This is a genomic window from Streptomyces sp. NPDC104381, assembly GCF_055583745.1.
The window spans coordinates 420,825-435,256 of sequence record NZ_JBVJNK010000003.1; the positions used below are offsets into that span (position 1 = coordinate 420,825).

General features: G+C 72.6%; 18 protein-coding genes. 7 read left to right on the plus strand and 11 right to left on the minus strand.

The window, feature by feature from the left end:
- Positions 1 to 3 precede the first annotated feature (3 nt).
- A complete protein-coding gene (locus ACZ607_RS11360; protein WP_469734106.1) occupies positions 4 to 459 on the minus strand; it encodes a nitroreductase family deazaflavin-dependent oxidoreductase in 456 nt (151 codons plus the stop codon).
- A 126-nt stretch (positions 460 to 585) separates the two neighbouring features.
- Between ACZ607_RS11360 and ACZ607_RS11365 the strand changes: the two genes are divergently transcribed.
- From ACZ607_RS11365 to ACZ607_RS11375, 3 genes are all read left to right on the plus strand, one after another.
- Positions 586 to 1,314 (plus strand): TetR/AcrR family transcriptional regulator, encoded by a 729-nt coding sequence (locus ACZ607_RS11365; protein WP_469734108.1) that lies wholly within the window; start codon positions 586 to 588, stop codon positions 1,312 to 1,314.
- Between the two features lie 102 nt (positions 1,315 to 1,416).
- Positions 1,417 to 2,733: a sensor histidine kinase gene (locus ACZ607_RS11370; RefSeq protein ID WP_469734110.1), complete on the plus strand. Its 1,317-nt coding sequence runs from the start codon at positions 1,417 to 1,419 to the stop codon at positions 2,731 to 2,733.
- Complete coding sequence (locus ACZ607_RS11375; RefSeq protein ID WP_469734112.1) at positions 2,730 to 3,395, plus strand: response regulator; 666 nt, start codon at positions 2,730 to 2,732, stop codon at positions 3,393 to 3,395. The genes ACZ607_RS11370 and ACZ607_RS11375 overlap by 4 nt, the downstream gene beginning before the upstream one ends.
- Here the strand turns inward: ACZ607_RS11375 and ACZ607_RS11380 are convergent.
- Positions 3,356 to 3,652, minus strand: coding sequence for a DUF6332 family protein (locus ACZ607_RS11380; RefSeq protein WP_469734113.1), 297 nt, complete (start codon positions 3,650 to 3,652; stop codon positions 3,356 to 3,358). The genes ACZ607_RS11375 and ACZ607_RS11380 overlap by 40 nt on opposite strands.
- Positions 3,653 to 3,802: 150 nt before the next feature.
- Here ACZ607_RS11380 and ACZ607_RS11385 point away from each other — a divergent pair, with 150 nt between their 5' ends.
- On the plus strand, positions 3,803 to 4,204 hold the full coding sequence (locus tag ACZ607_RS11385) for a MarR family transcriptional regulator (protein WP_469734115.1): 402 nt from the start codon (positions 3,803 to 3,805) through the stop codon (positions 4,202 to 4,204).
- A 31-nt stretch (positions 4,205 to 4,235) separates the two neighbouring features.
- On the opposite strand, the gene ACZ607_RS11390 is transcribed toward ACZ607_RS11385, so the two are convergent.
- From ACZ607_RS11390 to ACZ607_RS11400, 3 genes are all read right to left on the minus strand, one after another.
- Positions 4,236 to 4,988, minus strand: a complete 753-nt coding sequence (locus ACZ607_RS11390; RefSeq protein ID WP_469734117.1) for a maleylpyruvate isomerase family mycothiol-dependent enzyme — start codon at positions 4,986 to 4,988, stop codon at positions 4,236 to 4,238.
- Positions 4,989 to 5,012: 24 nt separating this feature from the next.
- Positions 5,013 to 5,381: an SCO4225 family membrane protein gene (locus tag ACZ607_RS11395; RefSeq protein ID WP_469734119.1), complete on the minus strand. Its 369-nt coding sequence runs from the start codon at positions 5,379 to 5,381 to the stop codon at positions 5,013 to 5,015.
- A 70-nt stretch (positions 5,382 to 5,451) separates the two neighbouring features.
- Positions 5,452 to 6,684 (minus strand): MFS transporter, encoded by a 1,233-nt coding sequence (locus ACZ607_RS11400; protein ID WP_469734120.1) that lies wholly within the window; start codon positions 6,682 to 6,684, stop codon positions 5,452 to 5,454.
- A gap of 121 nt (positions 6,685 to 6,805) precedes the next feature.
- Here ACZ607_RS11400 and ACZ607_RS11405 point away from each other — a divergent pair, with 121 nt between their 5' ends.
- The gene (locus ACZ607_RS11405; RefSeq protein ID WP_469734122.1) at positions 6,806 to 8,020 is read left to right on the plus strand and encodes an ROK family protein; all 1,215 of its coding nucleotides are present in this window, start codon (positions 6,806 to 6,808) and stop codon (positions 8,018 to 8,020) included.
- Positions 8,021 to 8,039: 19 nt separating this feature from the next.
- Here ACZ607_RS11405 and ACZ607_RS11410 read toward each other — a convergent pair whose 3' ends face one another.
- The 3 genes from ACZ607_RS11410 to ACZ607_RS11420 are packed head-to-tail and all read right to left on the minus strand — an operon-like array spanning position 8,040 to position 10,107.
- Complete coding sequence (locus ACZ607_RS11410) at positions 8,040 to 8,930, minus strand: phosphotriesterase family protein (protein ID WP_469734124.1); 891 nt, start codon at positions 8,928 to 8,930, stop codon at positions 8,040 to 8,042.
- The gene (locus tag ACZ607_RS11415) at positions 8,927 to 9,508 is read right to left on the minus strand and encodes a DUF4865 family protein (protein ID WP_469734125.1); all 582 of its coding nucleotides are present in this window, start codon (positions 9,506 to 9,508) and stop codon (positions 8,927 to 8,929) included. Before ACZ607_RS11415 ends, ACZ607_RS11410 begins: the two co-directional genes overlap by 4 nt.
- Before the next feature lie 11 nt (positions 9,509 to 9,519).
- A complete protein-coding gene (locus ACZ607_RS11420; protein WP_469734127.1) occupies positions 9,520 to 10,107 on the minus strand; it encodes a TetR/AcrR family transcriptional regulator in 588 nt (195 codons plus the stop codon).
- 196 nt (positions 10,108 to 10,303) lie between these two features.
- Here ACZ607_RS11420 and ACZ607_RS11425 point away from each other — a divergent pair, with 196 nt between their 5' ends.
- Complete coding sequence (locus ACZ607_RS11425; protein ID WP_469734129.1) at positions 10,304 to 10,600, plus strand: SHOCT domain-containing protein; 297 nt, start codon at positions 10,304 to 10,306, stop codon at positions 10,598 to 10,600.
- Positions 10,601 to 10,722: 122 nt separating this feature from the next.
- Here ACZ607_RS11425 and ACZ607_RS11430 read toward each other — a convergent pair whose 3' ends face one another.
- Complete coding sequence (locus tag ACZ607_RS11430; protein WP_383189385.1) at positions 10,723 to 11,247, minus strand: ATP-binding protein; 525 nt, start codon at positions 11,245 to 11,247, stop codon at positions 10,723 to 10,725.
- A gap of 214 nt (positions 11,248 to 11,461) precedes the next feature.
- Complete coding sequence (locus tag ACZ607_RS11435) at positions 11,462 to 11,824, minus strand: hypothetical protein (protein ID WP_469734131.1); 363 nt, start codon at positions 11,822 to 11,824, stop codon at positions 11,462 to 11,464.
- A gap of 245 nt (positions 11,825 to 12,069) precedes the next feature.
- On the opposite strand from ACZ607_RS11435, the gene cds1 reads away from it, so the two are divergent.
- Complete coding sequence (cds1, locus tag ACZ607_RS11440; RefSeq protein WP_469734133.1) at positions 12,070 to 13,203, plus strand: L-cysteine desulfhydrase Cds1; 1,134 nt, start codon at positions 12,070 to 12,072, stop codon at positions 13,201 to 13,203.
- A gap of 44 nt (positions 13,204 to 13,247) precedes the next feature.
- Here the strand turns inward: cds1 and ACZ607_RS11445 are convergent, their stop codons facing one another.
- A complete protein-coding gene (locus ACZ607_RS11445; protein WP_469734134.1) occupies positions 13,248 to 14,408 on the minus strand; it encodes a PP2C family protein-serine/threonine phosphatase in 1,161 nt (386 codons plus the stop codon).
- Between the last annotated feature and the right edge of the window lie 24 nt (positions 14,409 to 14,432).

Sequence of the window (14,432 nt, forward strand, 5' to 3'; positions counted from 1 at the left end):
GGCTCAGCCGCTGACCGTGATCCGGAAGACGGGGTGGTCGGGGCAGGCCGCCAGGAGTTCGGCGTCGGTGGAGCTCGCCGTGATGCCCTGGAAGTACTGGTTGACCTCCCAGCCCCAGCGCTTCAGATAGGCGCGGACGATGCGCACCTTCTGCTCGTCGTCCGCGATCTCCACAGCGGTGAACGTCCGGACCTTGCGGCCCACCTTCAGCTCCCCGCCGCCGGCCGCGCGCATGTTCCGGACCCACTGGGAGTGGCCGCGGGCGGAGACCAGGTACTGGGCGCCGTCGTGGTGGTGGGGGTTGACGGGGATGCGCTGCATCCGGCCGCTCTTACGGCCCCGTACCGACATCTCGGCGCTGCCGGCCAGGCTGATGCCGTGTCGTGCCAGCCAGCCGATGACGCTGTTCATCCGCTGCTGGAAGGCGTTGGCCTGGAGGTAGTACGGCTGCTGCGACATGGTGGCTCCTGCCATTCAGAGAGCACTGCTCTCGCTTGAGATCAGTGTGCACGAGTGGAGTGCTCCAAAGCAAGAGCAGTGCTCTCTTTTGTGTTCGGTGCTCTGATCGCGTGGCAGACTGATCCCATGAGCACCATTCGAGGAGCCCGGGAACGCGCCCGTATCGAAGTCACCGCGGCCATCAAGGACGAGGCCAGGAGACAGCTCGCGGCGGAAGGCGCCGCGAAGCTCTCCCTCCGCGCCGTCGCCCGCGAGCTCGGCATGGCGTCCTCCGCGCTCTACCGCTACTTCCCCAGCCGCGACGACCTGCTGACGGCGCTCATCGTCGACGCCTACGACGCGGTGGGCGAGGCGGCGGAGACGGCCCGGGACAGGACCGGCGGGCCGGCAGGTCCCCACCCCGACCGCTGGCTGGCGGCCGCCCGCGCCGTACGGGAATGGGCCCTGGCCCACCCCCATGAGTACGCGCTGATCTACGGCTCGCCCGTCCCCGGCTACACCGCCCCGCAGGACACGATCGGTCCCGCCGCTCGTGCGGGCCAGGTCCTGATCGACGTCGTACGCGACGCCTACCACACCGACGGCCTCGCCGTCCCCCCGCAGGACGCCCGGCTGCGCACCGAGGGCGCACGTATGACGGCCGATCTGGCCGACGATCTCCCGCCGACCGTCGTGGTGGCCCTGGTCTCCGCGTGGGCGCAGCTCTTCGGGCTGATCTCCTTCGAGCTCTTCGGCCAGTTCAACCGTGTCGTCGAGGCACGCGAAGAGTTCTTCCGGCACGCCGTCCACGAGCTCGGGCGCTCGGTGGGCCTGATGGACGGCCGGCCCTCCGGGACCGGGAGCGCGGGGGACTGACCCACACCGGCCACGCATGGCCCACGTACTCCCCGGGGAGTACGTGGGATCGCCACGTCCGGCTGACGTGCGCCCGGGGTCCGCGCGTCTAGCGTGGCCGGTATGCAGGATGAGCGAGCGCACCCGGGGCCGGGAGGCCGACGCCACGGGCCGCCCTGGCGTGCAGGGCGCGGCGGCCCAGGCGGGGGCGGCCGGGGGAGGGGCGGCGTCGTGGAGCGGTTCGGCGGCCGGGAGGGGCGCGGTGACCGGCTGCCGTGGCCGTCGACCCTCGTGGTCGGTGTGATCGTGATGGTGGGCACCACCGTCGCCGCGCACGGCCAGGACCGTGAACCGCTGGACCTCGTCGCCCGGCTGCTCCTGCTCGCCGCGGTCGCCGTGCTGCTCGTGCGGCACCGGCACCCCGTCCTCGCGGTCGCCGCGACGTCCGCCGCGACACTGGTCTACCTCGGCCTGGGGTATCCGTACGGCCCGGTCTTCATCGCCGTCGCTGTCGGCTGCTTCCGGGCCATCGTCTCCGGGCACCGCAGGGCCGCCTGGTGGTCGCTGGGAATCCTGTGGGCGGGGCACCTGCTGGCCGCGCACTGGCTGTACCGGTGGCTGCCCCCGGAGGGCGACGGCCCCGCCCCCTGGGGCCAGGAGGCGTTCGTCACCGCCTGGGTCGTGGCGATCGTCGCCGCCGCCGAGCTCCTGCGGGTGCGCCGCGAGCAGTGGGCGGCCGCCAGGGCGGAGCGGGAGGCCGCCGAGAGGCGGCGGGCCGACGAGGAGCGGCTGCGGATGGCCCGCGAACTCCACGACGTGCTCGCCCACAGCATCTCCGTCATCAACGTCCAGGCGGGCGTGGGGCTCGCCCTGCTCGACTCCGACCCCGAACAGGCCCGTACGGCCCTCACCACCATCAAGTCCGCCAGCAAGGAAGCGCTCGGCGAGGTGCGTCAGGTGCTGGAGAACCTCCGGACCCCGGGCGACGCACCCCGCGCGCCGGCCCCCGGACTCGACCGCCTGCCCGAACTGGTCGACCAGGCCGCGGGGGCCGGGCTCACCGTGACCGTCGAGACGGAGGGCCCACGTGTGCCCGTCCCGCCGGGCGCCGACCTCGCCGCCTTCCGCATCGTCCAGGAGGCCCTGACGAATGTGGTCCGGCACTCCGGATCGCGTACCGCACACGTCCGCGTCACGTACGGGGGCGCGCGCCTCCGGCTCCTGGTCGAGGACGAGGGACCGCCGACCGGTGACGACGCCGGGGGCAGCGGCAACGGGCTCATCGGGATGCGGGAACGAGCCGCCGCGCTGGGCGGCACGATCGACGCGGGCCCCGGGCCCGACGGCGGATTCAGGGTCGGCGCGGAACTCCCGCTGCGCCCCGGAGACGAAGCCGGCCCCGGCGTACGGGGCGAGGCCGGTACGGAGGAGGCGTCGTGATCCGCGTACTGCTCGCCGACGACCAGTTGCTGGTCCGGGCCGGATTCCGGGCGCTCCTGGACGCCCAGCCGGACATCGAGGTGGCCGGCGAGGCCGCCGACGGGGCGGAGGCCGTACGACTGGTGCGTGAACTGCGCCCCGACACCGTGCTCATGGACATCCGGATGCCGAAGATGGACGGTCTGGCCGCGACCCGGGCGATCACCGACGACCCGGGCCTGAGCGAGGTGAAGGTGGTCATGCTCACCACCTTCGAACTCGACGAGTACGTCTTCGAGGCGATCCGGTCGGGAGCCTCCGGCTTCCTGGTCAAGGACACCGAACCCGACGAACTGCTGCGGGCGGTGCGCGCGGTGGTGGGCGGGGACGCCCTGCTGTCGCCCGGGGTGACCCGGCGGCTGATCGCCGAGTTCGCGGCCCGTTCCAAGGAGCCCGCCGCGGTGACGCTTCTGGACGGACTGACCGAACGCGAGCGCGAGGTCATGGCCCTGGTCGGCATCGGGCTCTCCAACGAGGAGATCGCCCGCAGGCTCGTCGTCAGCCCGCTCACCGCCAAGACCCACGTCAGCCGCTCCATGGTCAAGCTGGGCGCCCGGGACCGGGCCCAACTCGTCGTGCTCGCCTACGAATCGGGGCTCGTGCGCCCCGGCTGGCTCGGCTGAACGGGAGGCAGGCGCCGCTCCTCGGCCGCCCTCGGGAAACGCCACAGGACATGGACGACCCGGAGGGCGAACGCCAGGGCGCCGAGCACGGCCCCGGCCCGCAGCAGCACACGCTCGGCGCCGCCCGGCAGTTGGAGGAGCAGCGCGGGGAGCGAGACCCCGGCGAACGTGGCCGCCGCCACCACGGCGCCGCTGACCAGGGCGTAGCCGATCTCGACGGTCATCGCGTCCCGTTCCGCCTGAGTGCGTCGTGACATGTCCGAAGTGTCACAGGGGGCGTGGCCGACGGCAAGGACGTCTCTCCGCCGCGCCCCTCTCCCGCACCGGCGGAGCCGCCTCCGCACGGTAGATGCGCCTGCAATTATTGTGTGTGCATGAATGGTTCACTCCTCTGCTAGCGTGCGTCCATGGCAGTGAAGAAGTCCGAGCGGGCGCTCGTCGGCGAGTGGCGCGAGATGCTCGCGCTGCACGCCAGGACCCTGGGCGAGCTGGATCGGGCACTGGGTCCGCACGGCCTGGGCGCCAGCGACTTCGAGGTCCTGGACGTCCTCACGGAGGCCGCCGGTGAGCGGGGCGACGGCTGTCTGCGCGTCCAGGAGATCGCGTCGCGGGTCCATCTCAGCCAGAGCGCGCTGTCGAGGCTGGTGGCACGGCTGGAGAGGGACGGCCTCGTACGCCGCGTGATGTGCGACGAGGACCGCCGGGGTGTGCGTGTGGAGCTGACCGGCACCGGCCGGGCTCGCCACACGGAGGCCAGACCCCTTCAGCGGTCGGTGCTCTCACGGATGCTGGACGGCACCCGCGCGTGAACCGGCCCGGAAGGGCGGCGCCCCGGCCCGCTCACGACCAGACGACCGCCGAGTTCCTCTCCCACACCCCGGCCACCTCGGCGTCCCCCGACACGGCGACGGACGAGAGCGGACGGCGATTCCACAGCGCCAGATAGAGCTCCTCGGCCGTGCCGCTCAGAGTGCAGTCGGCCGGAGCGTCCAGGGCGTCCGCCCCGCGCACCGTCAGCGGTGGCCCGTCGGACAGCCGTACGGTCCACACCGTGTCCGTGTCCACGGCCCGCACCCGGAGCGTGCGCGGCGGGTCCGTGCGCACCCGGCTCTTGGCACGGGCATGGAACCCTGCCAGCAGTTCGTCGATGCCGTCCACCGCGTGCGCGGGAGCCACGGCCGTCGGTCGGCCGCCCCGCGCCGACTCCGCGTCCACCCGGTGGATCCTGGTCTCGTGCGCCTGCCGGCGTGCCCAGAAGGCGACCGAGGACGGCGCGGGAAAGACGGTCCAGCACTCCAGGGCGGCCGGTGCCGCGCGGAGCGCGTCGACCAGCAGGCGGTGGCCCTCGGTGAACCGGTCGAGCAGCGCCTCGCCGTCCAGACCGGGCTCCTCGCGCGCCGGCCGGTGCGTCCGGTGCCCCTGGACGAGGAACTCGGTCGCCCAGCGGTGCACCATGCCGGTGTGTTCGAGAAGGTCGCGCACCCGCCATCCCGGGCAGGTCGGGACCGGGGCGTGCGTCCCCGCCTCACGGGCGGCCCGCGCGAGCGCACGGCCTTCCGTGGCGAGGGCTGTCAGGTGCTCGGAGGTCTCCACCGCGGCGATTGTGCCAGAGACATGTCAGACGCCCTGGGGGTGTGCGGAACGGCTCCGGCCGGGGCGGCGCAGCAGCCGGGAGAACCAGCCGAGCGCACACGCCTGGACGAGGACCGAGACGACCAGCGCGAGATAGGTGAACCAGGCGGGGCCCGCCGAGTCCGCGCCGGCCATCGAACTGCCGAGAAGGAAGACGAAGACGGTCGGCGCGGCCAGGAAGAACAGCCAGACACCCGCGAACGAGGCGTCCTCGTGGGACACGAACACCGTGTCCACCGCGACGAACACCGCGACCGCCAGTACGAGGCCGAGGTAGATCCGTGAAGCCGTGTTGCCGAAGGTCAGTCGTGCCGCCGTACGCAGCCGCTGGTTGTCCGTCACCTGGTGACTCATGTCCGCTCCCCTGGATGGCCGATACCTCCATCGTGCGCCGGGGGAGCCGCCGGTGCCTGAGTACGGCTACTCAGTCGTTCGGTTGTTCGCCCGCGTTGCGGGCCGTCCAGCCGAGCACCGCCGCCGTCGCGGCGAGCAGGGTCACCGTGGTGAGGGCCACCGGGAGCGACAGCCAGTCGGCGAGGAAGCCGATCACCGGAGGCCCCAGGAGCATCCCGCCGTACCCGAGGGTCGAGGCGGCGGCCACCCCGCTGGGGCCCGCCAGCGCGCCCGCGCGGCCGACCGCGACGGGGAATATGTTGGCCAGGCCCAGGCCGGCCACGGCGAAGCCGAGCAGGACGAGCCAGACGGCCGGCGCCAGGGCGCCGAGCAGCATCCCGGCCGCGGCCGTGGCCCCGCCGGCCACCAGCGTGCGGGTCTGCCCGAAGCGTTCGAGAAGGGCGGTGCCGGTGAGCCTGCCGATGGCCATGGTCAGCGCGAACAGGGAGTACCCCGCCGCGGCGAGACCGGGCGTGGCCCCCAGGTCCTGGCTGAGGTGCAGTGCGCCCCACTCGGCCAGGGCGCCCTCTCCGTACGCCGTGCAGAGGGCGATGACCCCGAACAGGACGACGATCCGGCGCGCATGCGCGCCCATCCCCTTCGACTGCTCCGGGGCGTCCGCCGCCTGCGGCTCCGTGGGCGGAGCCGTCGCCCGGCCGCGCAGGAGCACCGGGGCGGTCACCGCGGTGACGAGCAGGCCGAGCCCCGTCAGGGCGAAGAGGTGCGTCGAGGGCGACAGGCTGCCCGCGACCAGCCCGCCGAGCCCCGCTCCGGCCATGCCGCCGAAGCTGAACGCGGCGTGGAAGCTCGGCATCACCGGGCGGCGCAGTGCGGAGACCAGATCGACGGCCGCGCTGTTCATCGCCACGTTCAGCCCGCCGTACGCGGCCCCGAAGACCAGGAGTACGAGGCCGAGGGTGAGGGCCGAACCCATCTGCGCCGGCAGGGCGATGCTCAGCGACAACAGCACACCGCAGACCACGGTGACCGCATGGCTTCCGTAGCGCCGGCACAGCCTGCCGGTGAGCATCATGGTGATCACCGCGCCGGCGGAGACCCCGAGCAGGGCGAGTCCGAGGGTGGAGGCGCTGGCTCCCGTCTGGTGCTTGATGGCCGGGATGCGGACCACCCAGCCGGCGAAGAGGAACCCGTCGAGGGCGAAGAACACGGTCAGGGCGGCACGGAGGCGGGCCGACGAGGGCGGGGCGGTGTCTCCGCCGAGCTCCCCCGACAGGCCCGTCAGCAGTTTGTTTACTTGCGGCACAAAGTGAGGATAGGGTGGCGCCGAGGCCGGGCGCAAGGTCCCCGCAACGGTGACCGGCCGGTGAACGGTGCGGGATGCCGGAGCGTCGGCATCGGCTCCGGATCATGGGAGACTCGCCCCCATGAACGGCAAGTCGACCACCACGCGGACGAAGCTGGAGAGGGGCCGCAGCGCGCTCGGGCCCGCCCTGGAGCTCGTGCACACGGGGCGTGCCCCCACCCGTGCCGTCCTCACCTCCGAGCTCGGCGTCACCCGTGCCACCGCCGGCGCGGTGGCCGCGGAGCTCGAAGCGCTCGGGCTCATCAAGGTCGACTCCAGCCCGGGCTCCGCCGCCGGTTCGCAGGGCCGTCCCTCGCACCGGCTGTCCGTCCTGGACAGCGGGCCGGTGGCCCTCGCCGCCCAGGTGCACTCCGACGGCTTCCGCGCCGCGCTCGTGGGACTCGGCGGCCGGATCGTGGCCACCGCGCCCGGCTGCGTCGCCGTCATGGCCGACCCCGCCCAGGTCCTCGGCGAGGTCGTCGAGGCGGGGGCGCGGCTCCTGCGCGAGAGCGGGCTGCGCTGCGTCGGCTCCGGGCTCGCCGTGCCCTCCGCCGTCGCCGAACCCGAGGGGACGGCGCTCAACCCGCTGCACATCGCCTGGCCCGCCGGGGCGCCGGTCCGGGAGATCTTCTCCGCCTGCGTACGCGCCGCGGGTATCGCCGGCCCCGCGTTCACCGCCAACGACGTCAACCTCGCCGCCCTCGCCGAACACCGGCACGGCGCCGGGCGCGGTGCCCAGCACCTGCTCTGCGTCGCCACCGGCCACCGCGGGGTGGGCGGCGCGCTGGTCCTGGACGGCCGCCTGCACAGCGGGAGTTCGGGTCTCGCCCTCGAAGTGGGGCACCTCACCGTGAACCCCGAGGGCCGCCCCTGCCACTGCGGCGGACGTGGCTGCCTCGACGTCGAGACGGACCCCCTGGCCTTCCTCACGGCGGCCCGCAGGGAGCCCGGCCCCGAGGAGTCCCTGCTCAAGCAGTCCGGCGACCTGCTGCGCACGGAGTACGGCGACCCCGATGTACGGGCCGCCGCCGAGGAGCTGATCGACCGGCTCGGCCTCGGCCTCGCCGGGCTGGTCAACATCCTCAACCCGGACCGGATCATCCTGGGCGGCCTTCACCGCGACCTGCTGGAGGCCGACCCCGAACGCCTGCGTGCCGTGGTCGCCGACCGCAGCCTGTGGGGCCGCAGCGGAAGCGTGCCGATCCTGGCCTGCACGCTCGACCACAACAGCCTGGTGGGCGCGGCCGAGCTGGCCTGGCAGCCCGTACTCGACGACCCGCTGGCCGCACTGGCCTGACCTGCCCGAACCCGGTTCCTCAGACCTCCGCCAGGGCGAACGCCCGCGCCGGATTGTCCACCAGCACCGTCTCCAGGAGCTCCTCGCCGAGCGACCGCACCAGCCGTGGCCGCAGCCCCCTCAGCAGGTACGGCATACCGGGCGTCCCGGGCACCGTCGTGTCGCCGCCGAGCAGCAACTGCCCGCCGAACCCGGCCTCCGCGAGTGCGGCGAGCTGCTCGGGGAGCCGCCAGTCCGTGGCGTGATGCGCCCGCGAAGGGCCGTCGAACGCCAGGAACACACCCGCCCGGGCGGCATCGAGCTGCGCGACGCCGTCCGGGAACCGGCCCGGATGGCCGAGGACCACCCGCCGCGGCTCCACGCCCAGTTCCCCGCACAGCAGGTCCAGCACGTCCCCGGCAGCCGTACCCATCTCCAGATGGACGGCGATCGGCACCCCCGTACGGTGATGGGCGCCGGCGGCCGCCCTCATCGTGTGCCGGGCGTGCGCGTCGAGGCCGTGGAACGCCCCGGCCACCTTGATCAGCCCCGCCCGCACGTCCGTCGCCCCGATCCCGTCCGTGATCTCCGAGACGAACAGCTCCTCCAGCTCCGGCATGATCCGGCCGAGCAACTCGGGCGCGTAATGGGCCGCTTGGTGCAGCCCGGTCGCCGCGACGATCCGGGTCCCGGCAGCCCGCGAGAGGGACGCCAGGTCCACGGGCCGCCTGCCCATCCCGTACGGGGTCCACTGGACGACCGTCCGCCCGCCCAGCGCCTGGAAGTCCCGCAGCCGTTCACCGGCCCCCTCCGGGTCGTCCAGCTCCAGCCCCGGCAGCACCGGCGTACGGATGAAGAGGTGGTCGTGCGCGTCGCAGACCCCGAGTTCCCCGGCGGGAACATCACCGAGGACCGTGCGGACCCGGGTCACCACTGCTTCCCCCGCCCCAGCCGGTCCCGCTCCGGCGACGACAGGTGCAGCACCTCGTAGCGGTCGCCCGGCGCACCGGACGGCTCGTCCTCCCAGAGGGTGAAGTGCAACAGCTCCCAGTGGCGCGGATCGACGGCCAGCGCGGTGGCGATGTTGCCCGGGGTGCCGGCCAGCCGGCGGCTCTCCTCCAGTGCGGCCTCCACCGCCGCGGCCGGCCGGACGGTGTCCGCGATCCGCTCGCGGCGGCGGACGGCGGTGCGGGGGAGTGCCCCTGGGGCGGCGCCCTCCTCGTAGTGGAGTCCGGTCCAGTGCTGGACCTCCGGGCGGCCGAAGTCGTCGACGATGCCCTGGAATCCAGGGCCCCACAGGAAGCTGTTCATGCCCTCCGGGGCCGACCACAGGTACAGCGGGGCGTACTGGTTGACCGGTGAGGTCTCCCCGCGTTCGCGGACCAGATACGCCTTGAGTCCCAGCCCCGGGAAGGCGTCGAGGAGATGGCCCCGGGTCGCGACCCGCTCGCGGATGATCCCCATGTCGTAGTCGGCGGGCAGGGTGATCTCGTACTGCATGGCGTGCACGCGTGTGCTCCTCAGGCCGGACGGTTCGACGGGACGTGCGGGACGTGCGGGGCGAGCAGGGAGAGCAGTCCCCGGACGGCCGAGTCGAAGGCGTGCGCCGACCCGGACGCGCGGGCCAGGACATAGCCGCCCTGGACGGTGGCCACGATCGTCGCCGCGACCTCCCGGGGGGCCGTTCCGGGCGCGAACTCGCCCGCGTCCAGGCCCTCCTGGAGGATCTCGGCGAGCCGCTCCCGCAGCCAGCCGATGGTCTCCTCCACCGGGGCGCGCAGCGCGTCGCTGGCCACCACCTCGGGGTCCATCGTCAGCCGCCCCACCGGACAGCCCCGCAGCACCTCACGCTCGCGCAGCAGATAGGCCGAGATCCGCTCGTACGCCGATCCGGGGCCGTCCAGCAGGCGCCCGGCCGTCTCCCGCATCTCCGCGGAGGTGCGGAGCACCGCGGCGAGCGCCAGATCGGGCTTGCCCGCGAAGTGGTGATACATGCTGCCCTGGCCCGCCCCCGCACGCTCCTGGATCGCCTTGGGGCTGGTGCCCACGTATCCGCGCTCCCACAGGAGCTCCTGGGTGGCCCCGATCAACCGTTCCGGAGTGCTCATGCGCCCACTGTACATACCAGTAGGTACAGAATCCACGGCGCGCCCTGCCCGGGGGGAGCAGGCATCCGGCCACGGTGTACTCCCGCCGTCGTACGGCAACCGCCGCCGGCCGTACGACGCTTCCGGCCGCTCCCCGAGACAGGCTCGTAAACGACCGGAACGTGACGACGAATCCCTCACCGAGGAGCTGACCGAGATGAACACCCTGGCGAGTTACGGAGGACCCGGACCCTGGATCCTCTTCTTCCCGATCATCTGGGCGGTGGTCGCCGTCGGCGTCGTCACGCTGCTGCGCCGCACCGTCTGGCGCGGCCGCCGTGGCCCGTGGCAGCCGCACGGCGTCAGGCGGGGCGGCCCCGCCGACGACCGGTCGCCGATCGGCCTCCTCGGACGGCGGTTCGCCGCGGGGGAGATCGACGAGGACGAGTACTGGCGCAGGCTCTCCGTCCTGGACGAGCCCTACGGCCGCTACGACAAGGACGGCCCGGCATGACCGCGGAAGGCCGGGGCCGGGCGTGAAACGGAGCGGAGCGCGTCGATCACGAGTGGATCGACGCGCTCCTGGGTGCTGTGCGCGGCGTGGTGTGCTGCGCACGGTGCGCGGCCGCTCTCCCGTCAGCCGACCACGGCCGACCGGGTGCGTGTCCGTGCCGCCACCGGCTCCATGAGTCCCACGACGTCCGAGCCGAACGGGCCGTCGGTCGTCGACCCGTACACCGGGAGAGGCGGCAGAGCGGTGGTGAACGATGGTGCGGGCAGGGTGAACCAGATGACTTTGCCCGCGTCATCGCTCGGTCGTACACCCCAGCTCTCGCTGACCGCGGCGATCATCGCCAGTCCGCGCCCGGAGGTGGCGGACTGATCGGCGTCGCACACGGTCGGCAGCCGGGGGTCGTGGTCGTGGACGGACACCGTCAGCCGGTCGAGCAGCAGCTCGATCTCGACGGTGCATGATTTGTCCGGCTGTGCATGCCGGTGGACGTTGGTCAGCAGTTCGGTGACACCGAGCGCTGCCTGGTCGATCAGAGGATCGAGATGCCAGTAGCGCAGTTGCGCCGAAATGATTCTGCGGACCTGACCGATCCGCGACGGCAGGGCCTGGAGCTCCACCGCGCAGTGCCTGCTTGGCTCGCTGATCACGGCTGCGACTCCCCGAAATAGGTCCGGAAGAAGACGAAGGAACGGATCCAGCAGATGGCTGACTGCTGTTTCTGGTCATGCGTGGTCCGCCCTGAACGGTTCCCGGCGAGGGCGGCTTTCGCTGTCACCGCCGGTACACCATCAGTGACGTGTGACCAGCGTGACTCAGGGGGTTGGGCTCCGCAACTCGCGGTGTCTGTACCGGGCCGTAGCGTCAGACCCGTCGGCCCGCGGCGCTCCGCAGGACCTCCAGGAATCTGCGGACCGGGGCGGCCCCGCCGGGCCTGCGGTTGCGCTGGCCCATGGTCAGCCGGTACCGCACCCCGTCGATGCGGGCGATCGCCGAGTCGGCGGCCAGGAACCACGGTCTGGCCGCGCTCACCGCCGACACCGGGGCGCTGGCGATCTCCCGCCCGTTGCTCGTCAGCAGCGCGATCCGGCCGTCCTCCACGATCACCTGGCCGGCCCGGGTCAGTGACCGCGCCCACCGTCGGATCCTCACGTCACTCGCCCTGAAGTCGGCGGTGCCGAACTCCGTTGCGCCGAAATCCGCAGCGCTGAACTCTGTCTCGGCCATGGCGACTTCGCCCCCCTTGTACCGGCTTCTGCAAGTCTGCCCATGGAGAGGGCCCTGACACCAGGCCTCATCGCCACCGAAACCGGCCGCTTTCCGCCGCGTCCCGACCGCCGGCGCGGCCCGGCGGGGCGGCCGGTGCCCCTGGGCCAAGGGAGGCCTATGGGACGCCAAAGTAAACGTTTGCGCAGGTGGGGGGAATATCGTAGGCCCCACGGAGAACGCCGTCACCCGAAGGAGACCCGCTGATGGACACCAGTGAGCACACACCCCGCGGTGGCGTCGTGGAGACCGTCGACGTCGACCGGAGCGACCCGGACTACCGTGCCTGGCTCAAGGAGGCGGTACGCAAGGTCCAGGCGGACGCCAACCGTTCCGCGGACACCCATCTCCTGCGCTTCCCGCTGCCGGAGCACTGGGGCATCGACCTCTACCTGAAGGACGAGTCGACGCACCCCACGGGCAGTCTCAAGCACCGGCTGGCCCGTTCGCTCTTCCTCTACGGACTCTGCAACGGCTGGATCCGCCGCGGCAAGCCGGTCATCGAGGCCTCCAGCGGCTCCACGGCCGTCTCGGAGGCGTACTTCGCGAAGCTGATCGGTGTGCCGTTCGTCGCGGTGATGCCCCGGACCACCAGCCCCGAGAAGTGCCGCCTGATCGAATTCCACGGCGGCCAGTGCCACTTCGTCGACGACTCCCGCAGGCTGTACGAGGAGTCGGCGGCCCTCGCGGCCGAGACGGGCGGCCACTACATGGACCAGTTCACCTACGCCGAACGCGCCACCGACTGGCGGGGCAACAACAACATCGCCGAGTCCATCTACCAGCAGCTGAGGCTGGAGAGATACCCCGAACCCGCCTGGATCGTCGCCACCGCGGGCACCGGCGGCACCTCGGCGACCATCGGGCGCTACGTCCGGTACATGCAGCACGACACGCGGATCTGCGTACCGGACCCGGAGAACTCCTGTTTCTTCGACGGATGGACCCGCCACGACCAACTGGCCACCAGCGACTGCGGATCACGCATCGAGGGCATCGGCAGACCCCGGATGGAGCCGAGCTTCGTGCCCGGGGCCATCGACCGGATGATGAAGGTGCCCGACGCGGCCAGTGTCGCGGCGGTCCGGATGCTGGAGCGCGCCATCGGCCGCAAGGCGGGCGGATCGACCGGCACCGGGCTGTGGAGCGCCCTCAGGCTCGTGGCCGAGATGGTGGAACGGGGAACCACCGGAAGCGTCGTGACGCTGTTCTGCGACCCCGGCGACCGCTACCTCGACAAGTACTACTCCGACGACTGGCTGAGCGCGCAGGGCCTCGACATCCGGCCGTACACGGAGACCATCGACCATTTCATGGCCACCGGCACCTGGTCCTCCTGAGCCGGGGGCACTCCGGAGGCCCCGGGGGCCCTCGTCCGGAGCCCTCACCCAGGGCCGGGGAGGCGTTCCACGGCGACCATGGCGGCGTCGTCGCCCAGGTGGCCGCCCGCATGGCGCAGCAGATCGGCGCACAGCCGCTCGACCAGGGGCCCGGGCCCCGTCCCCGGCCACGAACCCAGCCGCTCGGCCAGCGGGTAGAAGCGCCCGGAACCGTCCCGCGCCTCGGTGACCCCGTCCGTGTACAGCAGCAGCAGGTCCCCGGCACGGAAGGTGAACAGATCCTCGGCCGGCCCGTCGTCCGTCAGCGGCCCGACGCCGAGGGGCGGAGCCGGCCGGGTCGCGTCCAGGGCGTGCACGCGTCCGCCCCTCAGCAGCAGAGGCGGGGGATGCCCGCAGCTGACCAGCCGGAGCTCCGGCCCCGCATCCGGGATGTCCAGGACGGCCGCGGTGACGAAGGCCTCCGCGATGTCCTGGCCCGCGGCGTCCTCCGCGACCGCGGCGTTCTCGGGCCGGGCGCCCGTCTCGTTCAGGGAGTCGATCCGGTGGGCGGCGACACTGCTCTCCAGACGGGTGACCAGATCGGGCAGGTGCTCCTCCTGGCGCGCCAGCGCACGGAAGGCGCCCAGCACCCCCGCGGCACTGCTGATGGCGTCGAGGCCCTTGCCGCGGACGTCACCGATGATCAGACGGGTCCCCCCGGCCGTGCGCGCCGTCGCGTACAGATCACCACCGAGCTGGGCCCCCGCCTCGGCCGCCAGGTAGACCGAGGCCAGACGCAGCGGGCCACTGCGTGCGGGCAGGGGCCGGAGGATGCCGCGCTGCGCCGCCTCGGCCACGGTGCGCAGCCGCACCAGCTCCGCCGCCCTGCGCTCCCGCAGGTGGGCGAAGAACGTGACGATGGCCGAGATCAGGAACAGAGCGGCGATCTGGTACATGTGATTGAGATCGGTGATGCTGGAACGGGTCACGGCCACGACGGCCTGGGCCAGCACCGCCACCGCGCCGACCAGGGCGGTGGGACGCGGACCGGCGAACGTCGCGGTCAGCGCCGGCGCCGCCACCAGGAACGGGCCGAGATGCACCCCGGGCGGGACATTGATGTCGACGACCGTCACGACGGCGATCAGGGCGAACGGCACCACGAGAAGTGCCCGGCTCCACCGGGATCCCTCCTGGAGCTCATCCGTCCACTGCCGCACGTCCATGAGTCCGGGATACCTCAGCAGACC

What these genes read in the sequence shown, in the direction of transcription:
- ACZ607_RS11360 (WP_469734106.1), bottom strand. Translation starts at nt 459, where the DNA reads ATGTCGCAGCAGCCGTACTACCTCCAGGCCAACGCCTTCCAGCAGCGG.
- ACZ607_RS11365 (WP_469734108.1), top strand. Translation starts at nt 586, where the DNA reads ATGAGCACCATTCGAGGAGCCCGGGAACGCGCCCGTATCGAAGTCACC.
- ACZ607_RS11370 (WP_469734110.1), top strand. Translation starts at nt 1,417, where the DNA reads ATGCAGGATGAGCGAGCGCACCCGGGGCCGGGAGGCCGACGCCACGGG.
- ACZ607_RS11380 (WP_469734113.1), bottom strand. Translation starts at nt 3,652, where the DNA reads ATGTCACGACGCACTCAGGCGGAACGGGACGCGATGACCGTCGAGATC.
- ACZ607_RS11385 (WP_469734115.1), top strand. Translation starts at nt 3,803, where the DNA reads ATGGCAGTGAAGAAGTCCGAGCGGGCGCTCGTCGGCGAGTGGCGCGAG.
- ACZ607_RS11395 (WP_469734119.1), bottom strand. Translation starts at nt 5,381, where the DNA reads ATGAGTCACCAGGTGACGGACAACCAGCGGCTGCGTACGGCGGCACGA.
- ACZ607_RS11405 (WP_469734122.1), top strand. Translation starts at nt 6,806, where the DNA reads ATGAACGGCAAGTCGACCACCACGCGGACGAAGCTGGAGAGGGGCCGC.
- ACZ607_RS11420 (WP_469734127.1), bottom strand. Translation starts at nt 10,107, where the DNA reads ATGAGCACTCCGGAACGGTTGATCGGGGCCACCCAGGAGCTCCTGTGG.
- ACZ607_RS11425 (WP_469734129.1), top strand. Translation starts at nt 10,304, where the DNA reads ATGAACACCCTGGCGAGTTACGGAGGACCCGGACCCTGGATCCTCTTC.
- ACZ607_RS11435 (WP_469734131.1), bottom strand. Translation starts at nt 11,824, where the DNA reads ATGGCCGAGACAGAGTTCAGCGCTGCGGATTTCGGCGCAACGGAGTTC.
- cds1 (WP_469734133.1), top strand. Translation starts at nt 12,070, where the DNA reads ATGGACACCAGTGAGCACACACCCCGCGGTGGCGTCGTGGAGACCGTC.
- ACZ607_RS11445 (WP_469734134.1), bottom strand. Translation starts at nt 14,408, where the DNA reads ATGGACGTGCGGCAGTGGACGGATGAGCTCCAGGAGGGATCCCGGTGG.